The organism is Photobacterium makurazakiensis (genome assembly GCF_050336715.1).
In the GTDB taxonomy this organism is placed as follows: Bacteria; Pseudomonadota; Gammaproteobacteria; order Enterobacterales; family Vibrionaceae; genus Photobacterium; species Photobacterium makurazakiensis.
In genome coordinates, this window is sequence record NZ_JAKJSJ010000014.1 from 133,216 (window position 1) to 152,357 (window position 19,142).

10 protein-coding genes, 1 tRNA gene, 3 rRNA genes and 1 riboswitch are annotated in these 19,142 nt (G+C 45.1%); of the genes, 5 read left to right on the forward strand and 9 right to left on the reverse strand.

The window, feature by feature from the left end:
• Positions 1-3: 3 nt before the first annotated feature.
• Positions 4-1,926: an RNase E specificity factor CsrD gene (gene csrD / locus L4D09_RS07195; protein WP_428456814.1), complete on the reverse strand. Its 1,923-nt coding sequence runs from the start codon at positions 1,924-1,926 to the stop codon at positions 4-6.
• 321 nt (positions 1,927-2,247) lie between these two features.
• Here csrD and L4D09_RS07200 point away from each other — a divergent pair, with 321 nt between their 5' ends.
• Positions 2,248-3,132: a LysR family transcriptional regulator gene (locus L4D09_RS07200; RefSeq protein ID WP_428456815.1), complete on the forward strand. Its 885-nt coding sequence runs from the start codon at positions 2,248-2,250 to the stop codon at positions 3,130-3,132.
• 81 nt (positions 3,133-3,213) lie between these two features.
• Here L4D09_RS07200 and L4D09_RS07205 read toward each other — a convergent pair whose 3' ends face one another.
• The gene (locus L4D09_RS07205) at positions 3,214-3,780 is read right to left on the reverse strand and encodes a single-stranded DNA-binding protein (protein WP_428456816.1); all 567 of its coding nucleotides are present in this window, start codon (positions 3,778-3,780) and stop codon (positions 3,214-3,216) included.
• A 271-nt stretch (positions 3,781-4,051) separates the two neighbouring features.
• Here L4D09_RS07205 and uvrA point away from each other — a divergent pair, with 271 nt between their 5' ends.
• The gene (uvrA, locus tag L4D09_RS07210) at positions 4,052-6,895 is read left to right on the forward strand and encodes an excinuclease ABC subunit UvrA (protein WP_428456817.1); all 2,844 of its coding nucleotides are present in this window, start codon (positions 4,052-4,054) and stop codon (positions 6,893-6,895) included.
• Between the two features lie 122 nt (positions 6,896-7,017).
• Positions 7,018-8,763, forward strand: a complete 1,746-nt coding sequence (locus tag L4D09_RS07215) for a PglL family O-oligosaccharyltransferase (RefSeq protein WP_428456818.1) — start codon at positions 7,018-7,020, stop codon at positions 8,761-8,763.
• 72 nt (positions 8,764-8,835) lie between these two features.
• Here the strand turns inward: L4D09_RS07215 and L4D09_RS07220 are convergent, their stop codons facing one another.
• Positions 8,836-9,954 carry a pyridoxal-phosphate-dependent aminotransferase family protein gene (locus L4D09_RS07220; protein ID WP_428456819.1) on the reverse strand — a complete coding sequence of 373 codons (1,119 nt, stop codon included), beginning with the start codon at positions 9,952-9,954 and terminating at the stop codon, positions 8,836-8,838.
• 250 nt (positions 9,955-10,204) lie between these two features.
• Positions 10,205-10,391, forward strand: a riboswitch (Lysine riboswitch).
• A gap of 199 nt (positions 10,392-10,590) precedes the next feature.
• Between L4D09_RS07220 and lysC the strand changes: the two genes are divergently transcribed.
• Positions 10,591-11,883, forward strand: a complete 1,293-nt coding sequence (lysC, locus tag L4D09_RS07225; RefSeq protein WP_428456825.1) for a lysine-sensitive aspartokinase 3 — start codon at positions 10,591-10,593, stop codon at positions 11,881-11,883.
• 70 nt (positions 11,884-11,953) lie between these two features.
• Here lysC and metH read toward each other — a convergent pair whose 3' ends face one another.
• Positions 11,954-15,628 carry a methionine synthase gene (gene metH, locus L4D09_RS07230; protein WP_428456820.1) on the reverse strand — a complete coding sequence of 1,225 codons (3,675 nt, stop codon included), beginning with the start codon at positions 15,626-15,628 and terminating at the stop codon, positions 11,954-11,956.
• A 197-nt stretch (positions 15,629-15,825) separates the two neighbouring features.
• Between metH and L4D09_RS07235 the strand changes: the two genes are divergently transcribed.
• Positions 15,826-17,109, forward strand: coding sequence for a cation:proton antiporter (locus tag L4D09_RS07235; protein ID WP_428456821.1), 1,284 nt, complete (start codon positions 15,826-15,828; stop codon positions 17,107-17,109).
• A 163-nt stretch (positions 17,110-17,272) separates the two neighbouring features.
• Here L4D09_RS07235 and metA read toward each other — a convergent pair whose 3' ends face one another.
• From metA to L4D09_RS07260, 5 genes are all read right to left on the reverse strand, one after another.
• Complete coding sequence (metA, locus tag L4D09_RS07240) at positions 17,273-18,214, reverse strand: homoserine O-succinyltransferase MetA (protein WP_428456822.1); 942 nt, start codon at positions 18,212-18,214, stop codon at positions 17,273-17,275.
• A 224-nt stretch (positions 18,215-18,438) separates the two neighbouring features.
• Positions 18,439-18,554, reverse strand: a 5S ribosomal RNA gene (rrf, locus tag L4D09_RS07245).
• A gap of 8 nt (positions 18,555-18,562) precedes the next feature.
• Positions 18,563-18,638, reverse strand: a tRNA-Thr gene (locus tag L4D09_RS07250).
• An 85-nt stretch (positions 18,639-18,723) separates the two neighbouring features.
• Positions 18,724-18,839, reverse strand: a 5S ribosomal RNA gene (rrf, locus tag L4D09_RS07255).
• Positions 18,840-18,956: 117 nt separating this feature from the next.
• A 23S ribosomal RNA gene (locus tag L4D09_RS07260) occupies positions 18,957-19,142 on the reverse strand; the annotation flags it as partial.

Genomic DNA, 19,142 nt, shown 5'->3' on the forward strand with positions numbered 1-19,142 from the left:
TGATTATCGATTACTCGTTGATATTTCTGCCGAAAAATAGCGTCCTTGCCCACCTTTAACGCCAAGCTGCTGCAATACCTGCCACTCTTTTTTATTTTCAACACCCACAGCAATCACTTGGGCATTCGAGTCAGCGCAAGCTCCCAGCATACTCCTGACAAATAATTGGTTTTCCTGTCGCAGGTTAATTTCGCGCACTAAGCTTCGGTGCAGCTTGATATAATCAACCTTAATATCTTTAATGTAGTGCGTGCTAACAATGGTTCTACCCGCCTGATCTACCACCAGTTTACAACCAAGCCCCACCAGCATTCTCGCGACTGGACGCATGGCATCAAGGTGCTTCACTAACCCACCTTCTGCCACTTCAAACGACAGTCGGTTCAGTACTGTTCGTGGCGTTTGTAATAGCTCATCACGCAACCACTTAACGAAGCTTTTTTCGAGTAAAGCACCAACACTCACATTCACCGAAATTGCATCTTCAACTGGCTGCTCTTTCAGTATTTTCAATGCCTTGGCTATTACTAACTTGTCCATTCTGGCACTGAAGCCAACTTGCTCAACAGCCGTTAGAAAACGAGATGCTTTAATTAGCACACCGTTTTCATCTCTTATTCTCGCCAGTAACTCACGGTGCAATATGTCGCCATCAAGCGTCATGGTCGGTTGTTGATATAAGATCGGGCCACCACTACTGAAAATGGCATCTAACAATGTGCGCCAGCGAACACTGCCACGAGCATCCTCATACTGCTGATCTTTCTTAAAGGCATACCAACTGTTAGCCCCTTGAAGCTGGGCACTACGCAATGCCATATCCGCTTCATCCATCACTCGGCCACGGCGCTCACCGCTGGCACAAAAAGTAACGCCAATATGACACCAGTTATCCGCTTCCAAGGGTGCAGCAGGGATCAAGCGGTCTAGGGCATTCATCAATAAATTGGTAAATTGCTTCACTTCTTTCGTTGATTGCTGAGAAAGTAAAATGGCGAATTCTGCATCGAAGTAACGGGATAACACCGTATCTGGATAACGTTGGATCAAGTTAGAAATGATCACCCCGACATCTTGGATCAGCTCATCAGCTTCTTCTTTACCTTTCTCTGCCAGCAATTCTTCCCAGTCCGCAATTCGAATCAGTACCACTGCACCATGTGTTTCCTGATCTTGCAGCATCGACTGCAAGCGGCTGTCAAACAGCACACGGTTTGCCGCACCGGTTAATTGGTCAAGAAAAGTGTGAGTACGAATGAAAGTATCAAAACGGCTGCGTTCCTGGCGGGCATCTTTCAATTCCACGATCATTTTATCGAGTGCTAAGCTAGCGGTTGCTGGCCACTCCTTCTCATCACCAATGGCGTTGTCATCCACCTTTCCAGCCAGGATCATTCTTCCCCTATGTTCCAATAATTCCGATCCATAAAGTTGTCGCCTCAGCCATTCCATTCCCCAAACTAAGCCGAGAATGATGATAGCTATCGCCAAACTAATAGAGGACATCGCCCCAATGGAGTACGTCAACTCGGTATAGGGGGGGATAGATTTGAGAGTGACATAGAAGCCCGGATTATGGTCTAAATCATAACGCCGGCTATGCAAAATAGAGCGATCGGTGATCGGCTGTAAGCCTTTAAAGTCATACACCACACCAGCATTACTGCCAACCTCGAGCTCAACCACATTGCTGGCTTGCAATAACTTAGGCAACCACCGTGATAATGATTGGGAGCCTTGCGGATCGGCTAGCTCTTGATCTATTACCCCGACCACGCCATCAAGGTAGTGAGTTTGGTAGTCTTGTCCCAATTTACGGAAACTGAATGCCCCGCCGATAAAAACAACGAAAATGGCGCAAATCACGATAAGTGTAACGAAGGCTACCAAACGGTTGGTAAGCTTCATTCCCGAAGCTTTTCTCATAAAAGACCAGTCATTTAAAAGGTGTTGATTCTGTAAGGCAGCAGAGTGTGCCTGTCGCGAGTACTAACAGCAAAATACCATTCAATTTATATAGTTGTCAGTGTTTAAGTCGACAATATTAGCATTTTGTTAACAGCTAACGTTAACTATCACATCGAAAGCCAAGCAAGAAATGAGGAAGAATCATTGATAACGGTTATTTTTTGGTATCATAAAAAACAAATTAATTATTTATCTCAATGAGTTGCACTTTTTTGCTCACGCCACCATTCTGGTATTACAGCAATTGGCTTATACATAACAGTAGGTAAGCAAACAAATATGGATTGGATCACCTGCACAACAAGTTTTGTCACTGTTGTCGAACAAGGCTCTTTAGCCCAAGCAGCGAATAAGCTCAATACATCAAGCTCAGCCCTTTCCAAGCGCCTTTCCTGGCTTGAAAAGCAGCTTGGCGTACAATTGCTCAAGCGAACAACCCGAAGTCTCACCATGACAGATGCTGGCAAGTTGTTTTATCAACGTAGTGCTCGCTTGTTGGAAGATTGGCATCAAATGCTTGCCGAAACGACCTCGACCTATGGAGAAGTCAGTGGTGTGCTGCGTATTGGTGCGCCTTTAGCGACAGGAAGCCGTTTGCTGGTTAACTACCTTGCTGAATTTCTTGAGACCTACCCAAAGATTCAGGTGGAGTTGCATACGATTACCCCGGGGCAGTTGCCCGATCTCAACCTGGATGTCTTCATCAGTAAAGAGCTGACTGATTTCAATTCATCCAGCTATATCGCCACTCGGCTTTTTACCTTCCAGCATGGTTTTTATGCTGCGCCAAGCTACCTTGAAGGCAAGCCACTCATTGAAACACCAGCGCAGCTAGCCGAACATAACTGCCTACTGTTTGGTACTCATGGTCATGAGCAAGAGCACACCTTTGAAAATGATTTACGCCTGCGTTTAAAAGGCAATTTCACCACCCAAAACCCAGAAGCTCTCGTGGCTGCTGCAGTCTCAGGGATGGGGATTATACTTGCGGGTGGAAACACCGTTAAACGAGAGCTCAGCAAAGGATTATTAGTGCCAGTATTGCCAGAGTTAAAACAACCAATGAACTCGGCATATGCCTATTACCCGAAGCTTGATTACAACCATGTCAAAACCAAATTGTTTATTGACTTCATTAAGGCTAAAGCCAACCCTGCTCGCTAGCCTAAAAAGTGATAAAGCAGATAAAGAAAAAGCAGCGATATACGCTGCTTTTTCAAATACACTTAACCAATCATCTTTCGATTAGAACGGAATGTCGTCATCGAAATCCATTGGTGGCTCATTGTACTGCTGCTGAGGCTGCTGTGGTGCCTGCTGCTGAGGAGCCTGTTGCTTTTGTTGCTGTGGCGCGAAGTTTTGCTGTGGCGCAGCTGCTGGCTGCTGAGGTTGACCCCAACCACCTTGTTGTTGCTGCTGACCGCCACCCATAGGTGCGCCCATACCTTGACCGCCGCCTTGACGACCGCCTAGCATTTGCATTACGCCGTTAAAGCCCTGAACCACAACTTCTGTGGTGTAACGATCTTGGCCGCTCTGATCTTGCCATTTACGGGTCTGTAATTGACCTTCAATGTAAACCTGAGAACCCTTACGCAGATATTCACCAGCTACTTCTGCAAGTTTGCCAAACAGGGCTACTCGGTGCCATTCTGTTTTTTCACGTTGCTCACCGGTGTTCTTATCGCGCCATGACTCAGAGGTAGCAATGGTAATATTTGCTACTGCACCACCACTTGGCATGTAACGGATTTCCGGGTCATTACCTAAGTTACCAACAAGGATAACTTTATTTACGCCACGACTGGCCATAGTTCACTCCAGATCTCATAACCGACCCTGAAATTATCTCAGCGGTCGCTATTCAAAGTTTATACTTAATCGCGCAGTCTATCATGCTTCCCCCCATCGGGAACAGAGTTGAAGCTGTGTTATCTGACGCAAATATAGCGGCTGCCTAGTATATAGGCTTCGCATGAAATGTATACAGTTCACTGTATCTTTATACAGCCTGTTCTTTCATGCCCTCTACGGCTATGCAATAATGCAAAACTCATCAGTCAGTCAATAAAGCTCATAGAATATGGATAAAATTGAAGTCAGGGGCGCCCGAACCCACAACCTCAAAAACGTTTCTCTTACGCTGCCACGGGACCAGCTAATCGTGATCACAGGCTTATCTGGCTCAGGTAAATCGTCATTAGCTTTTGATACCCTATATGCCGAAGGGCAACGTCGCTATGTGGAGTCGTTATCGGCCTACGCTCGTCAGTTCTTATCTCTTATGGAAAAGCCTGATGTTGACCATATTGAAGGTTTATCTCCTGCCATTTCTATCGAGCAAAAGTCAACGTCACACAACCCTCGTTCGACGGTAGGCACCATCACTGAAGTCTACGATTACCTACGCTTGCTATATGCTCGAGTAGGTGAGCCGCGCTGCCCGACCCACCATGTTGAGCTCGCCGCTCAAACAGTTAGCCAAATGGTGGACAACGTACTGGCGTTACCAGAGGGTAGCAAGATGATGCTACTGGCCCCTATCGTGAAAGAACGTAAAGGGGAACACGTTAAGACATTGGCGAATTTAGCGGCCCAGGGCTATATTCGCGCCAGAATTGATGGCGAAGTGTGCGATCTTTCCGATCCTCCAACGCTTGAGCTCCATAAGAAACACACCATTGAAGTGGTAGTCGATCGCTTCAAGGTGCGAGACGATCTTCAACAACGCCTTGCAGAATCTTTCGAGACCGCACTTGAGCTCTCGGGGGGCACCGTTGTCATTAGCCCGATGTCAGGCGAAGACGGTGAAGAAATTGTCTTTTCAGCCAACTTTGCTTGCCCGCATTGTGGTTACAGCATGCAAGAGCTTGAGCCTCGCTTATTCTCGTTCAATAACCCGGCAGGCGCGTGTGGTACGTGTGATGGTTTAGGGGTGCAGCAATTTTTCGATCCCGCTCGCGTTGTACAAAATGGCGAGCTAAGCCTTTCTGGTGGGGCAATTCGGGGCTGGGACAAACGTAATTTCTATTATTTCCAGATGCTAAAGTCATTAGCCGAGCACTATGACTTTGATGTCGAAGCACCGTTTGATGAGCTATCGAAAAAAATACAAACCGTGATCCTCAGTGGCTCAGGGCGTACAGAAATTGAGTTCAAATATATTAATGACCGTGGTGACATCACGGTACGCCGTCATCCATTTGAAGGCATCCTAAACAATATGGAGCGCCGTTATCGCGAAACAGAATCTAACTCTGTGCGTGAAGATCTCTCTAAATTTGTTTCAAAGAAACCTTGCTCTAGCTGTGACGGCTCACGCTTGCGCCTAGAAGCACGCAATGTCTTTATTGCCGATACCACTTTGCCGCATGTCAGTGAAATGAGCATCAGCGAAGCGCTAGACTTCTTCGGTCAATTAAGCCTGAGTGGGCAAAAAGCCAAAATTGCAGAAAAGATCCTCAAAGAAATTGGTGATCGTTTAAATTTCTTAGTTAATGTGGGCCTTAACTACCTCAACTTATCACGTAGTGCTGACACCTTGTCGGGAGGGGAGGCGCAACGGATACGACTGGCAAGTCAAATTGGTGCAGGCTTAGTCGGTGTCATGTATGTACTGGATGAACCCTCCATTGGTCTCCACCAGCGTGATAATGAACGTCTACTCAAAACCCTGACCCATTTACGGGACCTTGGTAATACCGTCATCGTGGTTGAGCATGATGAAGATGCCATTCGTACCGCGGATCATGTAATTGATATCGGCCCAGGCGCGGGTGTTCATGGTGGCAGTATCATTGCAGAAGGTCAGCTTGAGGATATTCTAGCATCTGAAGCATCACTGACCGGCCAATACTTGAGTGGTAAAATGGCTATCGAAGTCCCCGCTCAACGGGTCGCTTTTAATCCAGAAAAAACCGTCAAATTACTGGGTGCAACCGGTAACAACCTGAAGAATGTTGATGCGGAGATCCCAGTAGGACTGCTGACCTGTATTACCGGTGTGTCTGGTTCGGGTAAATCAACACTTATCAATGATACCTTTTTCAAAATAGCCCACCACCGACTAAATGGCGCAACGTCTGGTGATGCGGCTCCTTATCGAGAAATTCAAGATTTAGAGCATTGCGATAAAGTCATTGATATTGACCAGAGCCCAATAGGTCGCACACCACGCTCAAACCCTGCCACTTATACTGGTATTTTCACGCCTATCCGCGAGCTATTTGCAGGCACGCAGGAATCTCGTTCGCGTGGTTATAAGCCAGGGAGATTCAGCTTTAATGTGAAAGGTGGGCGCTGTGAAGCCTGTCAGGGGGATGGCGTAATAAAAGTGGAAATGCACTTCCTTCCCGATGTCTATGTGCCGTGTGATGCCTGTAAAGGTAAACGCTACAATCGAGAAACATTGGAAGTACGCTATAAAGGTAAAACCATTGATGAAGTGCTCGAGCTGACAGTTGAAGATGCACGCGAATTTTTTGATGCAGTTCCAGCGATTGCAAGAAAACTTCAAACATTGGTCGATGTCGGTTTATCGTATATCCGCCTAGGTCAGGCAGCAACGACCTTATCCGGTGGTGAAGCGCAACGGGTTAAGCTGGCTCGTGAGCTATCCAAAAGAGATACGGGGCAAACCCTGTATATTTTGGATGAGCCAACCACTGGCTTGCACTTCCATGATATCCAACAATTGTTGACGGTATTACATCGCTTACGTGACCATGGTAATACCATTGTTGTTATCGAGCATAATCTCGATGTGGTTAAAACCGCAGACTGGATCATCGATTTAGGCCCAGAAGGTGGCTACGGCGGTGGTGAAATTATTGCGACGGGTACCCCCGAGCAAGTCGCGCTGGTTAAGGGTTCTCATACCGCGCGATTCTTGAAACCTTTGCTACCTGCTCTCGTCCCAGTAGAATAGTCAGTAAAGAGGCATCAAATACCAATCAAATGAGTCACATTCATACAGATTGGTAATACGTTGTAGGCCGGGCAATTAGCCCGGTTTACATTTTAATTGTCGCGATATCGATTGGAAGCAGCATGACAGTGTTACAAGTACAAGGCACCAAGTTAGCCGAGCAGAGGATCAGTAAACCAATGGTCAAACCCTTTTTGATTTCCATGGGGTGTCTGTTTTTACTTGCGATGCACTACTTCCAACACAACCCTGGGGGAGCAGGATTAGAGCTCTCTTTTAATGCCGCGAGCTGGATACCTTTTAGTTTTGCTATTGCGTTTGGGTTACTCGAAATCTGCCGACAACGTATATGGCGATATTCTCGCCTGACTTTAGTGCTTTTTGTCTGCTGCTTGATGCTCAGTTTTCCTTTGTTCTACCCCAATGCCGCCGTAGCCGAAAGTACCCCTCGGATCTTAGGCGTATGGGCCGGTTTCCTCTTCTTTGTAGGGTTACAACAATTTGCCTTTACCCAAAAACAGCGCCAGCGTTTACTTTGGCTGATCTTGCTTAGCGTTTGGATTGAAGCCCTATTTGGCTGGGTACAGTTTTTTCTGCTTGAGCCCGGTAATCCAATTGGTTACGACACCGTTGCTAACCGTCCTTATGGTATTTTCCAGCAACCAAATGTAATGGCAAGCTTCCTTGCGACAGGGTTAATTTTATCCGCCTATTTATTAGCGCGTATCCCTATGTATCGAGGAAAGTGGTCATGGCAACAATTGATCTTATTACTCACCCCTGTCGTAATATTACCAATTCTCGTTGTTCTCAGCTCGCGAACCGGCTGGCTGAGTGCCGCAGTCGGCACGCTGCTGATCTTGCCATACCTACACCGCTTTGCTGCAAAAGCCCAGTGCCGCATGTGGTTATTAATGATCGTCTTAGGCCTAAGTGTGTCATGGAACATTAATTCATCAACGGGCTGGGAGGCAAAAGAAGAGCGCCTCAGTTTAGTCAGTCCCCGTGCGATGCATATCCCCCAAGCCGTAGAAATGTTTTTCAACAAACCGCTAACAGGTTATGGCTACGGAAAATTTGAAGTCGGCTATATCGTTCAAACAGCCCAATGGCGTGATGAAAACCCTGAACGTCCTTATGGGATGGCATCATTGGATCACCCGCACAATGAATTAGCCTATTGGGCTGCCGAAGGGGGGATCATTCCACTGTTGGCATTACTGATAGCAGCAACGGCGGTCTTTTTTAAGGTCAAAAAAGCCCGCGATGGTACACAATTGGCGTTGATAGGACTGTTTTTTCCAATCACCCTGCATTCACAACTTGAGTACCCGTTCTATCACTCACTGGTGCACTGGGTTATTTTCATCATTCTTATTTATTGGGTCGATAACCTAACCGCGAAATACCATAAGCTTAAACTGCATTATGTCGCCTCGATAAAAACAGCTGTGATCTTACTGCCGCTCATGGTTACCAGTTATATGGCAACAACGCTGTATTCAGGCTACCTGCTAACAAAATATGAAACCACCCAGCCAGTGAATATTGATTATCTTATGGGCGTCAATAACCCTTGGGCTTGGCAAAACCGTTTCGAATGGAATTTACATTTAACGCAGCTGCAACTTGGGGCTGCCACCAAGAATGATCAGCTCATTAATGAGTATATTAATTGGGCACAAAATAAAGCCAAGCTATGGCCTCGCCCTGCACTTTATACCAATTTAATCGCAGCATATGTTCATCTTGGCCAGCTTGATCTTGCCACGCAAATTCAACAAGAAGCGCTTTATTTATTTCCAGACAGAACATTCGATTTACCAGAAGTGGCTCCTAAATCAGCAGCAAGCCCTACGAGTGAATAGCTAAAAAGATAAACAAAAACGGCTACCCAAGGGTAGCCGTTTTTATTTTAATCATGCTTACCTAGATTGGTATTATTTCAACGTCGTTTCTAAGGCACGTAAGCAAAGAGCAACATTTTCACTTCTTGCGGCATACCCCATCAAGCCAATACGCCACGCCTTGCCAGCAAGGGCACCTAAACCCGCACCGATTTCTAAGTTATAGCGCTCTAGGAGTGTTTTCCGCACTAAGGCATCATCAACGCCCTGTGGGATATATATTGCATTCAATTGCGGTAGGCGGTCAGCTTCATTAACCACGAATTCAATGCCAAGCTTTTCTAGCCCTTCACGTAATTCAAGGTGAGCATCTTTATGACGCTGCCAAGCATTTTCCAACCCTTCATTCTTTAACAAAACCAAAGCTTCATGCAGTGCATATAGGCTATTTACTGGCGCAGTATGGTGATAGCTACGCTTACCTTCACCACTCCAGTAGCCCAATACCAAGCTTTGATCTAAGAACCAACTTTGCACTGGGGTCGTACGGCTTTGAATCTTTTCAACCGCTCGTTCCGAAAAGGTTAACGGCGATAGACCCGGCACACACGATAAACATTTCTGGCTGCCAGAATACACAGCATCAAGTTGCCATTCATCCACCAATAGCGGCACACCACCAAGCGATGTCACGGCATCCACAATCGTTAGGCAATCATACTGTCGGGCAATTCTAGCAATCGCCTCTGCATCACTTAATGCCCCCGTAGAGGTTTCAGCATGAACAAAAGCAACAACCTTTGCATCAATATGCTCTTTTAAGGTCGCCTCGACCAATGCTGGTGATACGGCTTCACCCCATGCACAATCAACCATGACAGCCACGCCACCACAACGCTCAACGTTTTCTCGCATGCGATCGCCAAACACACCGTTACGGCAGACAATCACTTTATCACCAGGCTCTACCAAATTAACAAAGCAGGCTTCCATACCTGCGCTACCCGGCGCTGATACGGCAATGGTAAACGTATTTTCGGTTTGGAAAGCATACTGAAGCAACTGTTTAAGTTCATCCATCATGCCAATAAACAATGGGTCAAGGTGTCCAATCGTAGGGCGGCTTAGCGCCTGCAAAACCTGAGGGTAAATATCAGATGGGCCAGGACCCATTAAAGTGCGCTGCGGTGGATAAAAACTGCCTATTGTCATTATTGATTCTCCCTGATAGTAACTAAGTTGGCATTTGCCTATTGTTGTAAGGTACCAAAGACTATATCAGGTCTCTCTTCGTTATGCTTATAGCGTTTATAATTCAGCCAATCGAGCTTGTCTTATTCATCCGTACAATTTCTTTCATTTTTTTTACATATTTTTTCAGGCAACAATTGACAAGACAATAACAAATCCGCTTCAATGGAGATCGTTTTTTGTTCACCTTGATGTGAGAATAACATCAAGTAAAAACAGAAGAGGAGCGTTACCCAGGTATCTACGATTGCGGGGCCCCACCCCGAGGCAGTCTAGAGAGGGGGAGTAGCGCCGAGATATGACATGACAGGGGGCATGCCATATCGGCTATGAAGGTTGAATCCTTCTAGCTGTCACTTTTTTATATTTGGATAAAAAAGTGGGGAGCTTCTGGTTATTGTGCATACGTGTGCAATCCTACCTTATTGCTCTCCTGACATGGTCGTCGGGATCTACATCCCGAGTCATTCCCCTGTATTGGTTTTATAATTTTAAACTGGGAGACTCGCTTTGAGCATCATAGATAATGCAACACCTATTCCTCCACCCATTACCGTAGCGAAATTTGGCGGCACCAGCGTAGCCGATCATGCCGCCATGAGCCGTAGTGCAGCCATCGTCAAAAATAACCCTTCAGCTCGGGTTGTTTTGATCAGTGCGTGCTCTGGCGTCACCAACCTTTTGGTTGAACTAGCAAATGGAATTGCAGATAGCGAACAACGCTTACAACGGCTACAGCAACTTCAAGCAACCCATCAAACAATTATCAACAACCTGTCACAGCCCGACAGCGTTTCTGCCGAGATCGCGTTGTTGCTTGATAACGTTGCAGCTCTTGCTGAGCAAGCAGCGACTGCGCCTTCTAAAGCGTTAACTGATCAACTAGTGTCACACGGTGAGCTACTTTCTACTCACCTCTTCAGCCAAATTCTGATTGAAATGGGTGCTAACGCACAGCGTTTCGATATTCGCCCAGTCATGCGAACGGATAGCCAATTTGGTAAGGCTATTCCCGATATCAATACAATCCAGCAACTGGCGGAGACCCAACTACAACCACTGCTGGCCGATAGCATTGTTGTCTCTCAAGGCTTTATCGGATCCGATGCACTTGGCAACACTACAACTCTTGGTCGTGGTGGTAGTGATTACAGTGCCGCCCTTATCGCAGAAGCATTACGTGCAGATACTCTTGAGATTTGGACCGATGTCCCAGGCATGTACAGTACTGATCCACGCATTGCTGCCAATGCAAAGCCGATTCAAGAAATCAGCTTCAGCGAAGCCTCTGAAATGGCGAATTTTGGTGCAAAAATTCTCCATCCATCAACGTTACTACCCGCAGTTCGCCAGCAGATCCCCGTTTTTATTGGATCATCAAAAGCACCAGAAAAAGGTGGAACTTGGATAAGAGAAAGTGTTTCAGAAGCGCCGTTATTTAGAGCCCTTGCCCTACGTTGCAATCAAACGATGGTTACTTTAACCAGCCTAAATATGTTTCACGCCTATGGTTTTCTCGCTGAAGTATTCCGTATTTTGGCTGAGCATAAAATATCTGTCGATCTGATCACGACCTCTGAAGTCAGCGTATCTTTGACGCTCGATCAAACCGATACCAGCGGCGGTGCACCAAGCCTACCCGATGCCGCGATTGAAGCCCTTAGTCAGTTATGCCGCGTTGAAGTCGAACAGGACCTTTGCCTTGTAGCACTTATTGGTAACCAGATGAGTGCAACTAAAGGCTCGGCTAAGCAGGTATTTAATACCCTCGAAGATTATAATCTACGTATGATTTGCTATGGCGCGAGCCCGCACAACCTTTGCTTCCTTGTTAAAACTAGCGACTCAAAAGATGTGATTAAGGCACTGCACAAAGAGCTTTTCGAATAACTAAAAGTTCAACCTTACGATACAAAAAAGGCGCTCAAAGAGCGCCTTTCTCATCTATGTACCCACGAGATCACTGCAAGTTTGGACCAAGCCACTTCTCAGCTTCCAACAAGCCCCAACCTTTACGATCTGCATAGCTATCACGCTGATCTTCTTGGATCTGAGCGATCGCAAAATAGCGCGAATCCGGATGTGAGAAATACCAACCAGAAACAGATGCACCCGGCCACATTGCATAGCTAGAGGTTAAAGACATATCAATGGTTTCTTCAACATTCAATAGCTCCCAAAGGCTACCTTTCTCAGTATGCTCAGGACAGGCTGGATAACCAGGCGCTGGACGGATCCCCTGATATTTTTCCCTGATCAAATCATCATTGGAAAGGTTCTCATCAATCGCATAGCCCCAAATGTCTTTACGCACCTGCTCATGCAAATATTCAGCGAAAGCCTCTGCGAGACGGTCGGCAACCGCTTGGATCATAATGGCATTATAATCATCACCTTGCGCTTTATACTCATCAGCAAGTTCACGCTCACCGATACCACCAGTCACCGCAAACGCACCTATCCAATCCTTCTTACCGCTCTCTTTCGGGGCGATATAATCAGATAAACAGTAGTTATAGCCTTTCGGTTTCTCAGTTTGTTGACGTAAGTTATGCAAAACTTTTGCAACTTGGGTTCGAGATTCGTCGGTATAAACCTCGATATCATCGCCAACACTGCTCGCTGGTAACAATGCACACATGCCTCGGGCTTTTAACAACCCTTCGGCTTCAACTCTATCAAGTAGCGCATTTGCATCCTTGAAGAGACGCTGTGCTTCTTCACCCACTTCTTCATGCTGCAAAATAGCAGGGTATTTACCCATTAATGACCAGGTCATAAAGAATGGAGTCCAGTCTATATAACGTCGTAATGTCGCAACATCAAAATTATCGAATACATGCACACCCGGTTTAGCCGGTGCTGGCGGCGTGTAGTTAGCCCAATCAATAGCGACTTTATTGTCCCGTGCTTGCGCTAATGTGACCGGTTTAGTCCTAGGCTTCTTACGACTATGCTGCTCACGAACTCGGTCGTAATCAAGCGCCAGTTTTTCGACAAACGCAGGGCGTCGCTCATCTGACAGCAATGAACTACATACCCCAACCGCGCGAGAAGCATTATTTACATACACGACAGGCTGATGATAATTTTGCTCAATCTTAACCGCAGTATGTGCCTTTGACGTTGTAGCACCACCGATCAGCAGTGGTAATTCAAAGCCTTGGCGCTCCATCTCTTTAGCAACATGTACCATTTCATCCAATGATGGTGTGATCAATCCCGATAAGCCAATAATATCAACGTTTTCTTCTTTAGCGACTTTAAGGATTTTTTCACATGACACCATAACCCCTAGATCAATGATCTCGTAGTTATTACACTGCAATACGACCCCAACGATATTTTTACCGATGTCATGAACATCGCCTTTTACGGTGGCGAGTAAAATCTTACCATTGGTATAACCAGCCTGTTTAGCTGCATCAATGAATGGTTCCAAGTGTGCCACTGCTTGCTTCATGACTCGCGCAGACTTAACTACCTGAGGCAAAAACATTTTGCCCTCACCAAACAAGTCACCAACTACGTTCATTCCATCCATCAAAGGCCCTTCAATGACCTCTAGTGGTTTCTCGGCATTCAGTCTGGCCTCTTCGGTATCTTCAACAATAAATTCAGTAATGCCTTTTACTAACGCATGCTCTAACCGCTTTTCAACAGGCCAAGTTCGCCACTCCAGAGCAGAGGCATCTTCTTCTTTGCCCACACCTTTATTGGCATATTCCGCAGCAATATCCAACAGGCGCTCTGTTGAATCATCACGGCGGTTCAGTACAACGTCTTCAACTGCTTCGCGCAGTTTATCAGGTACATTGTCGTAAACTTCTAGCTGACCGGCGTTGACGATCCCCATATCCATGCCATGTTTAAAGCAATGGTAAAGGAAAACGGCGTGTATCGCTTCACGCACATAATTATTGCCACGGAACGAAAAAGAGACGTTCGAGACACCACCTGAAATCATGGCATGTGGCAGATCGCGTTTAATGTCAGCAACCGCTTCAATAAAATCAACGGCATAGTTATTGTGTTCGTCAATGCCCGTTGCCACAGCAAAAATATTTGGATCAAAAATAATATCTTCTGGTGGAAAGCCAACTTCATCGACCAAAATACGGTAAGCATTGGTACATATTTCTATTTTGCGTTCACGGGTGTCTGCTTGCCCCACTTCATCGAAGGCCATGACAATCACAGCTGCACCATAGCGGCGAATGAGTTTCGCCTGCTCGATAAACTTATCTTTACCTTCTTTTAGCGAGATGGAATTGACGATCCCTTTGCCTTGAATACATTTAAGGCCAGCTTCAATCACTTCCCACTTAGAGGAGTCGACCATGATTGGGACTTTCGAGATATCAGGCTCAGAAGCACATAGATTCAGAAATCGCACCATGCAGGCTTCTGCATCGAGCATTCCTTCATCCATATTAATATCAATAATTTGAGCGCCGTTTTCCACCTGCTGACGGGCAACCTCTAGCGCTTCATCGTAGAGTTCTTCTTTAATTAGCCGCTTAAAACGCGCAGAGCCCGTTACATTGGTTCGTTCACCAACGTTGACAAATAGCGTATCTTTTTCAATTTTTAGCGGCTCTAGTCCAGAAAGGCGACAAGCTTTTGGTAAAGTCGGTAGGCGACGAGGTTGTAGTTCAGAGACAGCTTCTGCCATCTTACGGATATGCTCTGGTGTCGTACCACAGCAACCACCCACTAAGTTCAGGAACCCACTTTCAGCCCATTCTTGAATATGCTCAGCCATGTCTTCAGGCGAAAGATCATATTCACCGAATGCATTAGGTAAACCAGCATTAGGGTGCGCCGATACCGCGCATTCAGAGATCTGTGACAGCTCTTCAACATACTGACGTAGCTCATCAGGTCCAAGAGCACAGTTCAGGCCAAATGAGATCGGATTAACATGACGTAAAGAGTTGTAAAAGGCTTCTGTTGTTTGCCCTGATAACGTTCGCCCAGAAGCATCCGTTATCGTGCCAGAGATCATAACAGGCAAAGCATAACCTAATTCTTCAAATACCGTATCCACGGCAAACGCACAGGCTTTTGCATTCAACGTATCAAAAATCGTTTCAATAAGAATGATATCTGAGCCGCCTTTTATTAAGGCATGTGTTGACTCCGAATAGGCTTCTACTAACTCATCAAAACTGACATTACGAAAACCAGGATCATTCACATCAGGTGAAATAGAACAAGTGCGGTTCGTCGGGCCAAGTACGCCAGCAACAAATCGTGGTTTATCCGGTGTTTTAGCGGTCCATTCATCAGCAACAGCACGGGCGATACGAGCAGCTTCAATGTTGATTTCAGCACTCAAACTTTCCATGTCATAATCGGCCATTGCTATGGTCGTGGCATTAAAAGTATTCGTTTCAAGGATGTCTGCACCAGCTTCTAAATAAGAAGCATGGATATCTTTGATCAACTGAGGCTGTGTCAGCACCAACAAATCATTATTGCCTTTTAAATCGCTATGCCAGTTAGCAAAACGATCACCGCGATAATCTTCTTCTTCGAGTTTATAGCCCTGGATCATGGTGCCCATGCCACCATCAATGATCAGGATATGCTCTTCGATACGCTTATGTAGTAAATCCTTGCTCGTCAACACCGCATTACTTCCTTTTCAATTTTTACAGCTTATTCACATCCTACCATAGCAAAAATGGAAATCTAGACGTCTAAAGCCCTTTTTGATTGATTAAATAATGACGGCAGAGATTAAAAATAGTTATAGCTATCACACTACGATACATTTATATTTTGACACAATTTAACGCTTTCTTTTTATTAACCCGTGAGGTTTAGATGTCCGTCTATAGCACCCTATGCTTTCTAGCTGCTGCTGCAATGTTGATTGCATTTGTTAACAGTAAGATAGGAAAAATGCAGACAACAATTGCCATTACAGCAGGGGCATTGATTCTTTCCCTAGGCATTATCATTGCTGGTCAAAATGGTTGGTTTCATTTAGAAAATATTGCAGCCGAGCAACTCGGAGAGATCAACTTTGAAAGCTTTTTGCTGAAAGGCATTCTTGGCTTCTTACTGTTTGCTGGTGGACTAGGCATTAAATTGCCACACCTTGAAGATCAGAAGTGGGAAATAACCACATTAGCACTGGCTGCTACATTATTTTCAACGTTCTTTATTGGCTTCGCACTATGGGGGATCTGCCAGGTAATCGGTATCCAGTTAGATTTAATTTACTGTTTACTCTTTGGCTCACTGATTTCCCCAACCGATCCAATCGCAGTATTAGCAATCGTTAAGAACCTCGATGCACCAAAACGTATCTCCACTCAAATTGAGGGAGAGTCATTGTTTAATGATGGCTTTGGCTTAGTCATCTTCGTTACCCTGTTTACCATTGCTTTTGGCGCTGAAGCCCCAACCGTTTTAGGTGTTGGGCAACTGTTTTTGCAAGAAGCAATTGGGGGGATCGCCTACGGTTTCGCACTTGGCCTTATCTTCCATTACTTAATCAGTTCAACCAATGATCATTCAATGGAGCTACTACTGACATTAGGTATCCCAACAGCAGGCTATGTGTTTGCTGATGTGATCCATGTGTCAGGTCCATTGGCTATGGTTGTATCTGGCATCATGATTGGTAACTGGACACGCTACATCGGCTTTTCCAAAGAGAGTGAAGATCACCTTGACCACTTTTGGGAACTAGTCGATGAGTTCCTAAACGGCGTATTATTTCTACTTATCGGTATGAGTATGCTGCAGTTCAGTTTCCATCAAGAAGATTGGATATTGATGGTCATCGCTATACCATTGGTACTATTCAGCCGTTTCTTAAGCGTTAAACTGTCTTACTTAGGCTTCCAGCGCTACCGCGATTACAATCCACTATCAGTAAAAATCCTTACTTGGGGAGGCTTACGTGGTGGCCTTGCATTGGCAATGGCGATGGCAATACCTGCAGGCGTCATGGTAATACCAGATAAAAACATTGATGTTCGTGAAGTTATCCTCGTAATGACCTACTCGGTCGTCGTATTTTCAATACTCGTTCAAGGATCGACGATCACGTCACTCATTCATAAAGCAAAAGCATGGGAAGCTCAAAACAATAATTAAAAGTTTAATCTTTAACTATTCCCGCTTTTATCTGTCCAGACAATCAACACAAAAAAAGACCTGCTATGCAGGTCTTTTTTCTCGTCAGTAGAGCCCGTTCATGTAGGGTTCTATGACGTTAAGCCTTCCTAAATTAAGCCTTTACCAATTTAAGGCGTTAATATTATTCTTCTTTTGTAAAATTAGCTTCAGAGAATAAATTTAAATCATACGGTGTCTGCTGGTACACACAGTAATTTAGCCAATTTGAAAATAATAGGTGGCCATGACTACGCCAACTCGCTATCGGTGGGTTATCTGGATTATCATCAGGATAGTAATTAACAGGAATTGTTGGCTCCATCCCTTCAGTACGATCTCGAATAAACTCATTATGTAAAGTTTCAACATCGTATTCAGGGTGTCCAGTTACAAACACATTACGCTTATCTTTGGTTGCAGCTAAATACACCCCGGCTTGTTCTGAGGTTGCCAATATATCTAAATCGGTATGATCACTGAGGTATTCAGCTGAAAAGTCAGCATAGCGCGAGTGAGGCGCTAAGAAAGTGTCATCAAACCCTCTAAGAATAGGATGATGGCAATCATGAGTACGGTGGCCATACACGCCCGATAGCTTTTCTTTTCGTGTACGTTTCGGTAAGTCGTAAAGCAGCTTTAACCCAGCTTGGGCGGCCCAGCAAACAAACAATGTTGAGGTAACATGCTGTTTAGCCCAATTCATGATCGTTTGGATCTCATCCCAATACAGTACATCTTCAAATTGAACAAGGCCTAGTGGCGCTCCAGTCACAATCAGGCCATCAAAATTGCGGTCTTTAACCATCTCAAATTGACGATAAAAAGTATCTAGATGCTCTGTTGGGGTATTTTTTGTTGGTCGATTATCAATCCGTAATAGCTCAACGTCTACCTGTAAGGGGCTATTTGATAATAAACGCAGAAACTGTGTTTCTGTTTCGATTTTCTTCGGCATTAAATTCAATAATAGAACCTTCAATGGACGAATTTCCTGACTTGCAGCACGAGCTTCTGACATCACAAAGATATTTTCACTCAGTAGAATATCCGTAGCTGGAAGTTGGTCAGGAATTTTAATCGGCATCTTAGTTTACTCCTTAAACATTACACCGAACGGTCCATTCTCATTTATACAATAAGATGTTTAGACGTCCAGATTTCTAAATAAAATTATAGAAGTTTATTCAATGACGCAAGAGAAAGAAGATAAAAAGAATTGGGGTTTATGGTAGGTGCATGAAAATAATTCATAATATTTTATGCTTTAGATATGAAAAAACCCAGCCGAAGGCTGGGTTTTGAAAGGGTATTCAGCAATGACCTACTCTCACATGGGGAAACCCCACACTACCATCGGCGCAACAACGTTTCACTTCTGAGTTCGGCATGGGATCAGGTGGTACCATTGTGCTATTGTCGCTGAAAAAATTAATGGTGCTAGTACCCAGATTCGAACTGGGGACCTCACCCTTACCAAGGGTGCGCTCTACCAACTGAGCCATACCAGCAAATAATTTTAATAAACAAAGTCTTACTTATATTGCTTTGTTTATTTGGTCTTCATCTTTAAACAGATAAAGAGCTAAATTTAAAGCCTGGCGATGTCCTACTCTCACATGGGGAAACCCCACACTACCATCGGCGCTATTACGTTTCACTACTGAGTTCGGCATGGGATCAGGTGGGTCCATAATGCTATGGTCGCCAAGCAAATTCTGTTTATTCACCACCTCAGGGCAGTAAATAGCAATCTGGGAAAATCTAACTAGTTTCTCAAACACCATTCAAGTGTTTCGTGGAGTCCGTAAAAACCCCTTGGGTGTTGTATGGTTAAGCCTCACGGGCAATTAGTATCAGTTAGCTCAATGCCTCGCAGCACTTACACACCTGACCTATCTACGTCGTAGTCTCCAACAACCCTTTAGGATACTTAAAGTATCAGGGATGACTCATCTCAGGGCTCGCTTCGCGCTTAGATGCTTTCAGCGCTTATCGATTCCGAACTTAGCTAC

Bases quoted from the DNA above. Each gene is read 5' to 3' on its own strand.
- csrD (WP_428456814.1), bottom strand. From the start codon at position 1,926: ATGAGAAAAGCTTCGGGAATGAAGCTTACCAACCGTTTGGTAGCCTTC.
- L4D09_RS07200 (WP_428456815.1), top strand. From the start codon at position 2,248: ATGGATTGGATCACCTGCACAACAAGTTTTGTCACTGTTGTCGAACAA.
- L4D09_RS07205 (WP_428456816.1), bottom strand. From the start codon at position 3,780: ATGGCCAGTCGTGGCGTAAATAAAGTTATCCTTGTTGGTAACTTAGGT.
- uvrA (WP_428456817.1), top strand. From the start codon at position 4,052: ATGGATAAAATTGAAGTCAGGGGCGCCCGAACCCACAACCTCAAAAAC.
- L4D09_RS07215 (WP_428456818.1), top strand. From the start codon at position 7,018: ATGACAGTGTTACAAGTACAAGGCACCAAGTTAGCCGAGCAGAGGATC.
- L4D09_RS07220 (WP_428456819.1), bottom strand. From the start codon at position 9,954: ATGACAATAGGCAGTTTTTATCCACCGCAGCGCACTTTAATGGGTCCT.
- lysC (WP_428456825.1), top strand. From the start codon at position 10,591: ATGAGCCGTAGTGCAGCCATCGTCAAAAATAACCCTTCAGCTCGGGTT.
- L4D09_RS07235 (WP_428456821.1), top strand. From the start codon at position 15,826: ATGTCCGTCTATAGCACCCTATGCTTTCTAGCTGCTGCTGCAATGTTG.
- metA (WP_428456822.1), bottom strand. From the start codon at position 18,214: ATGCCGATTAAAATTCCTGACCAACTTCCAGCTACGGATATTCTACTG.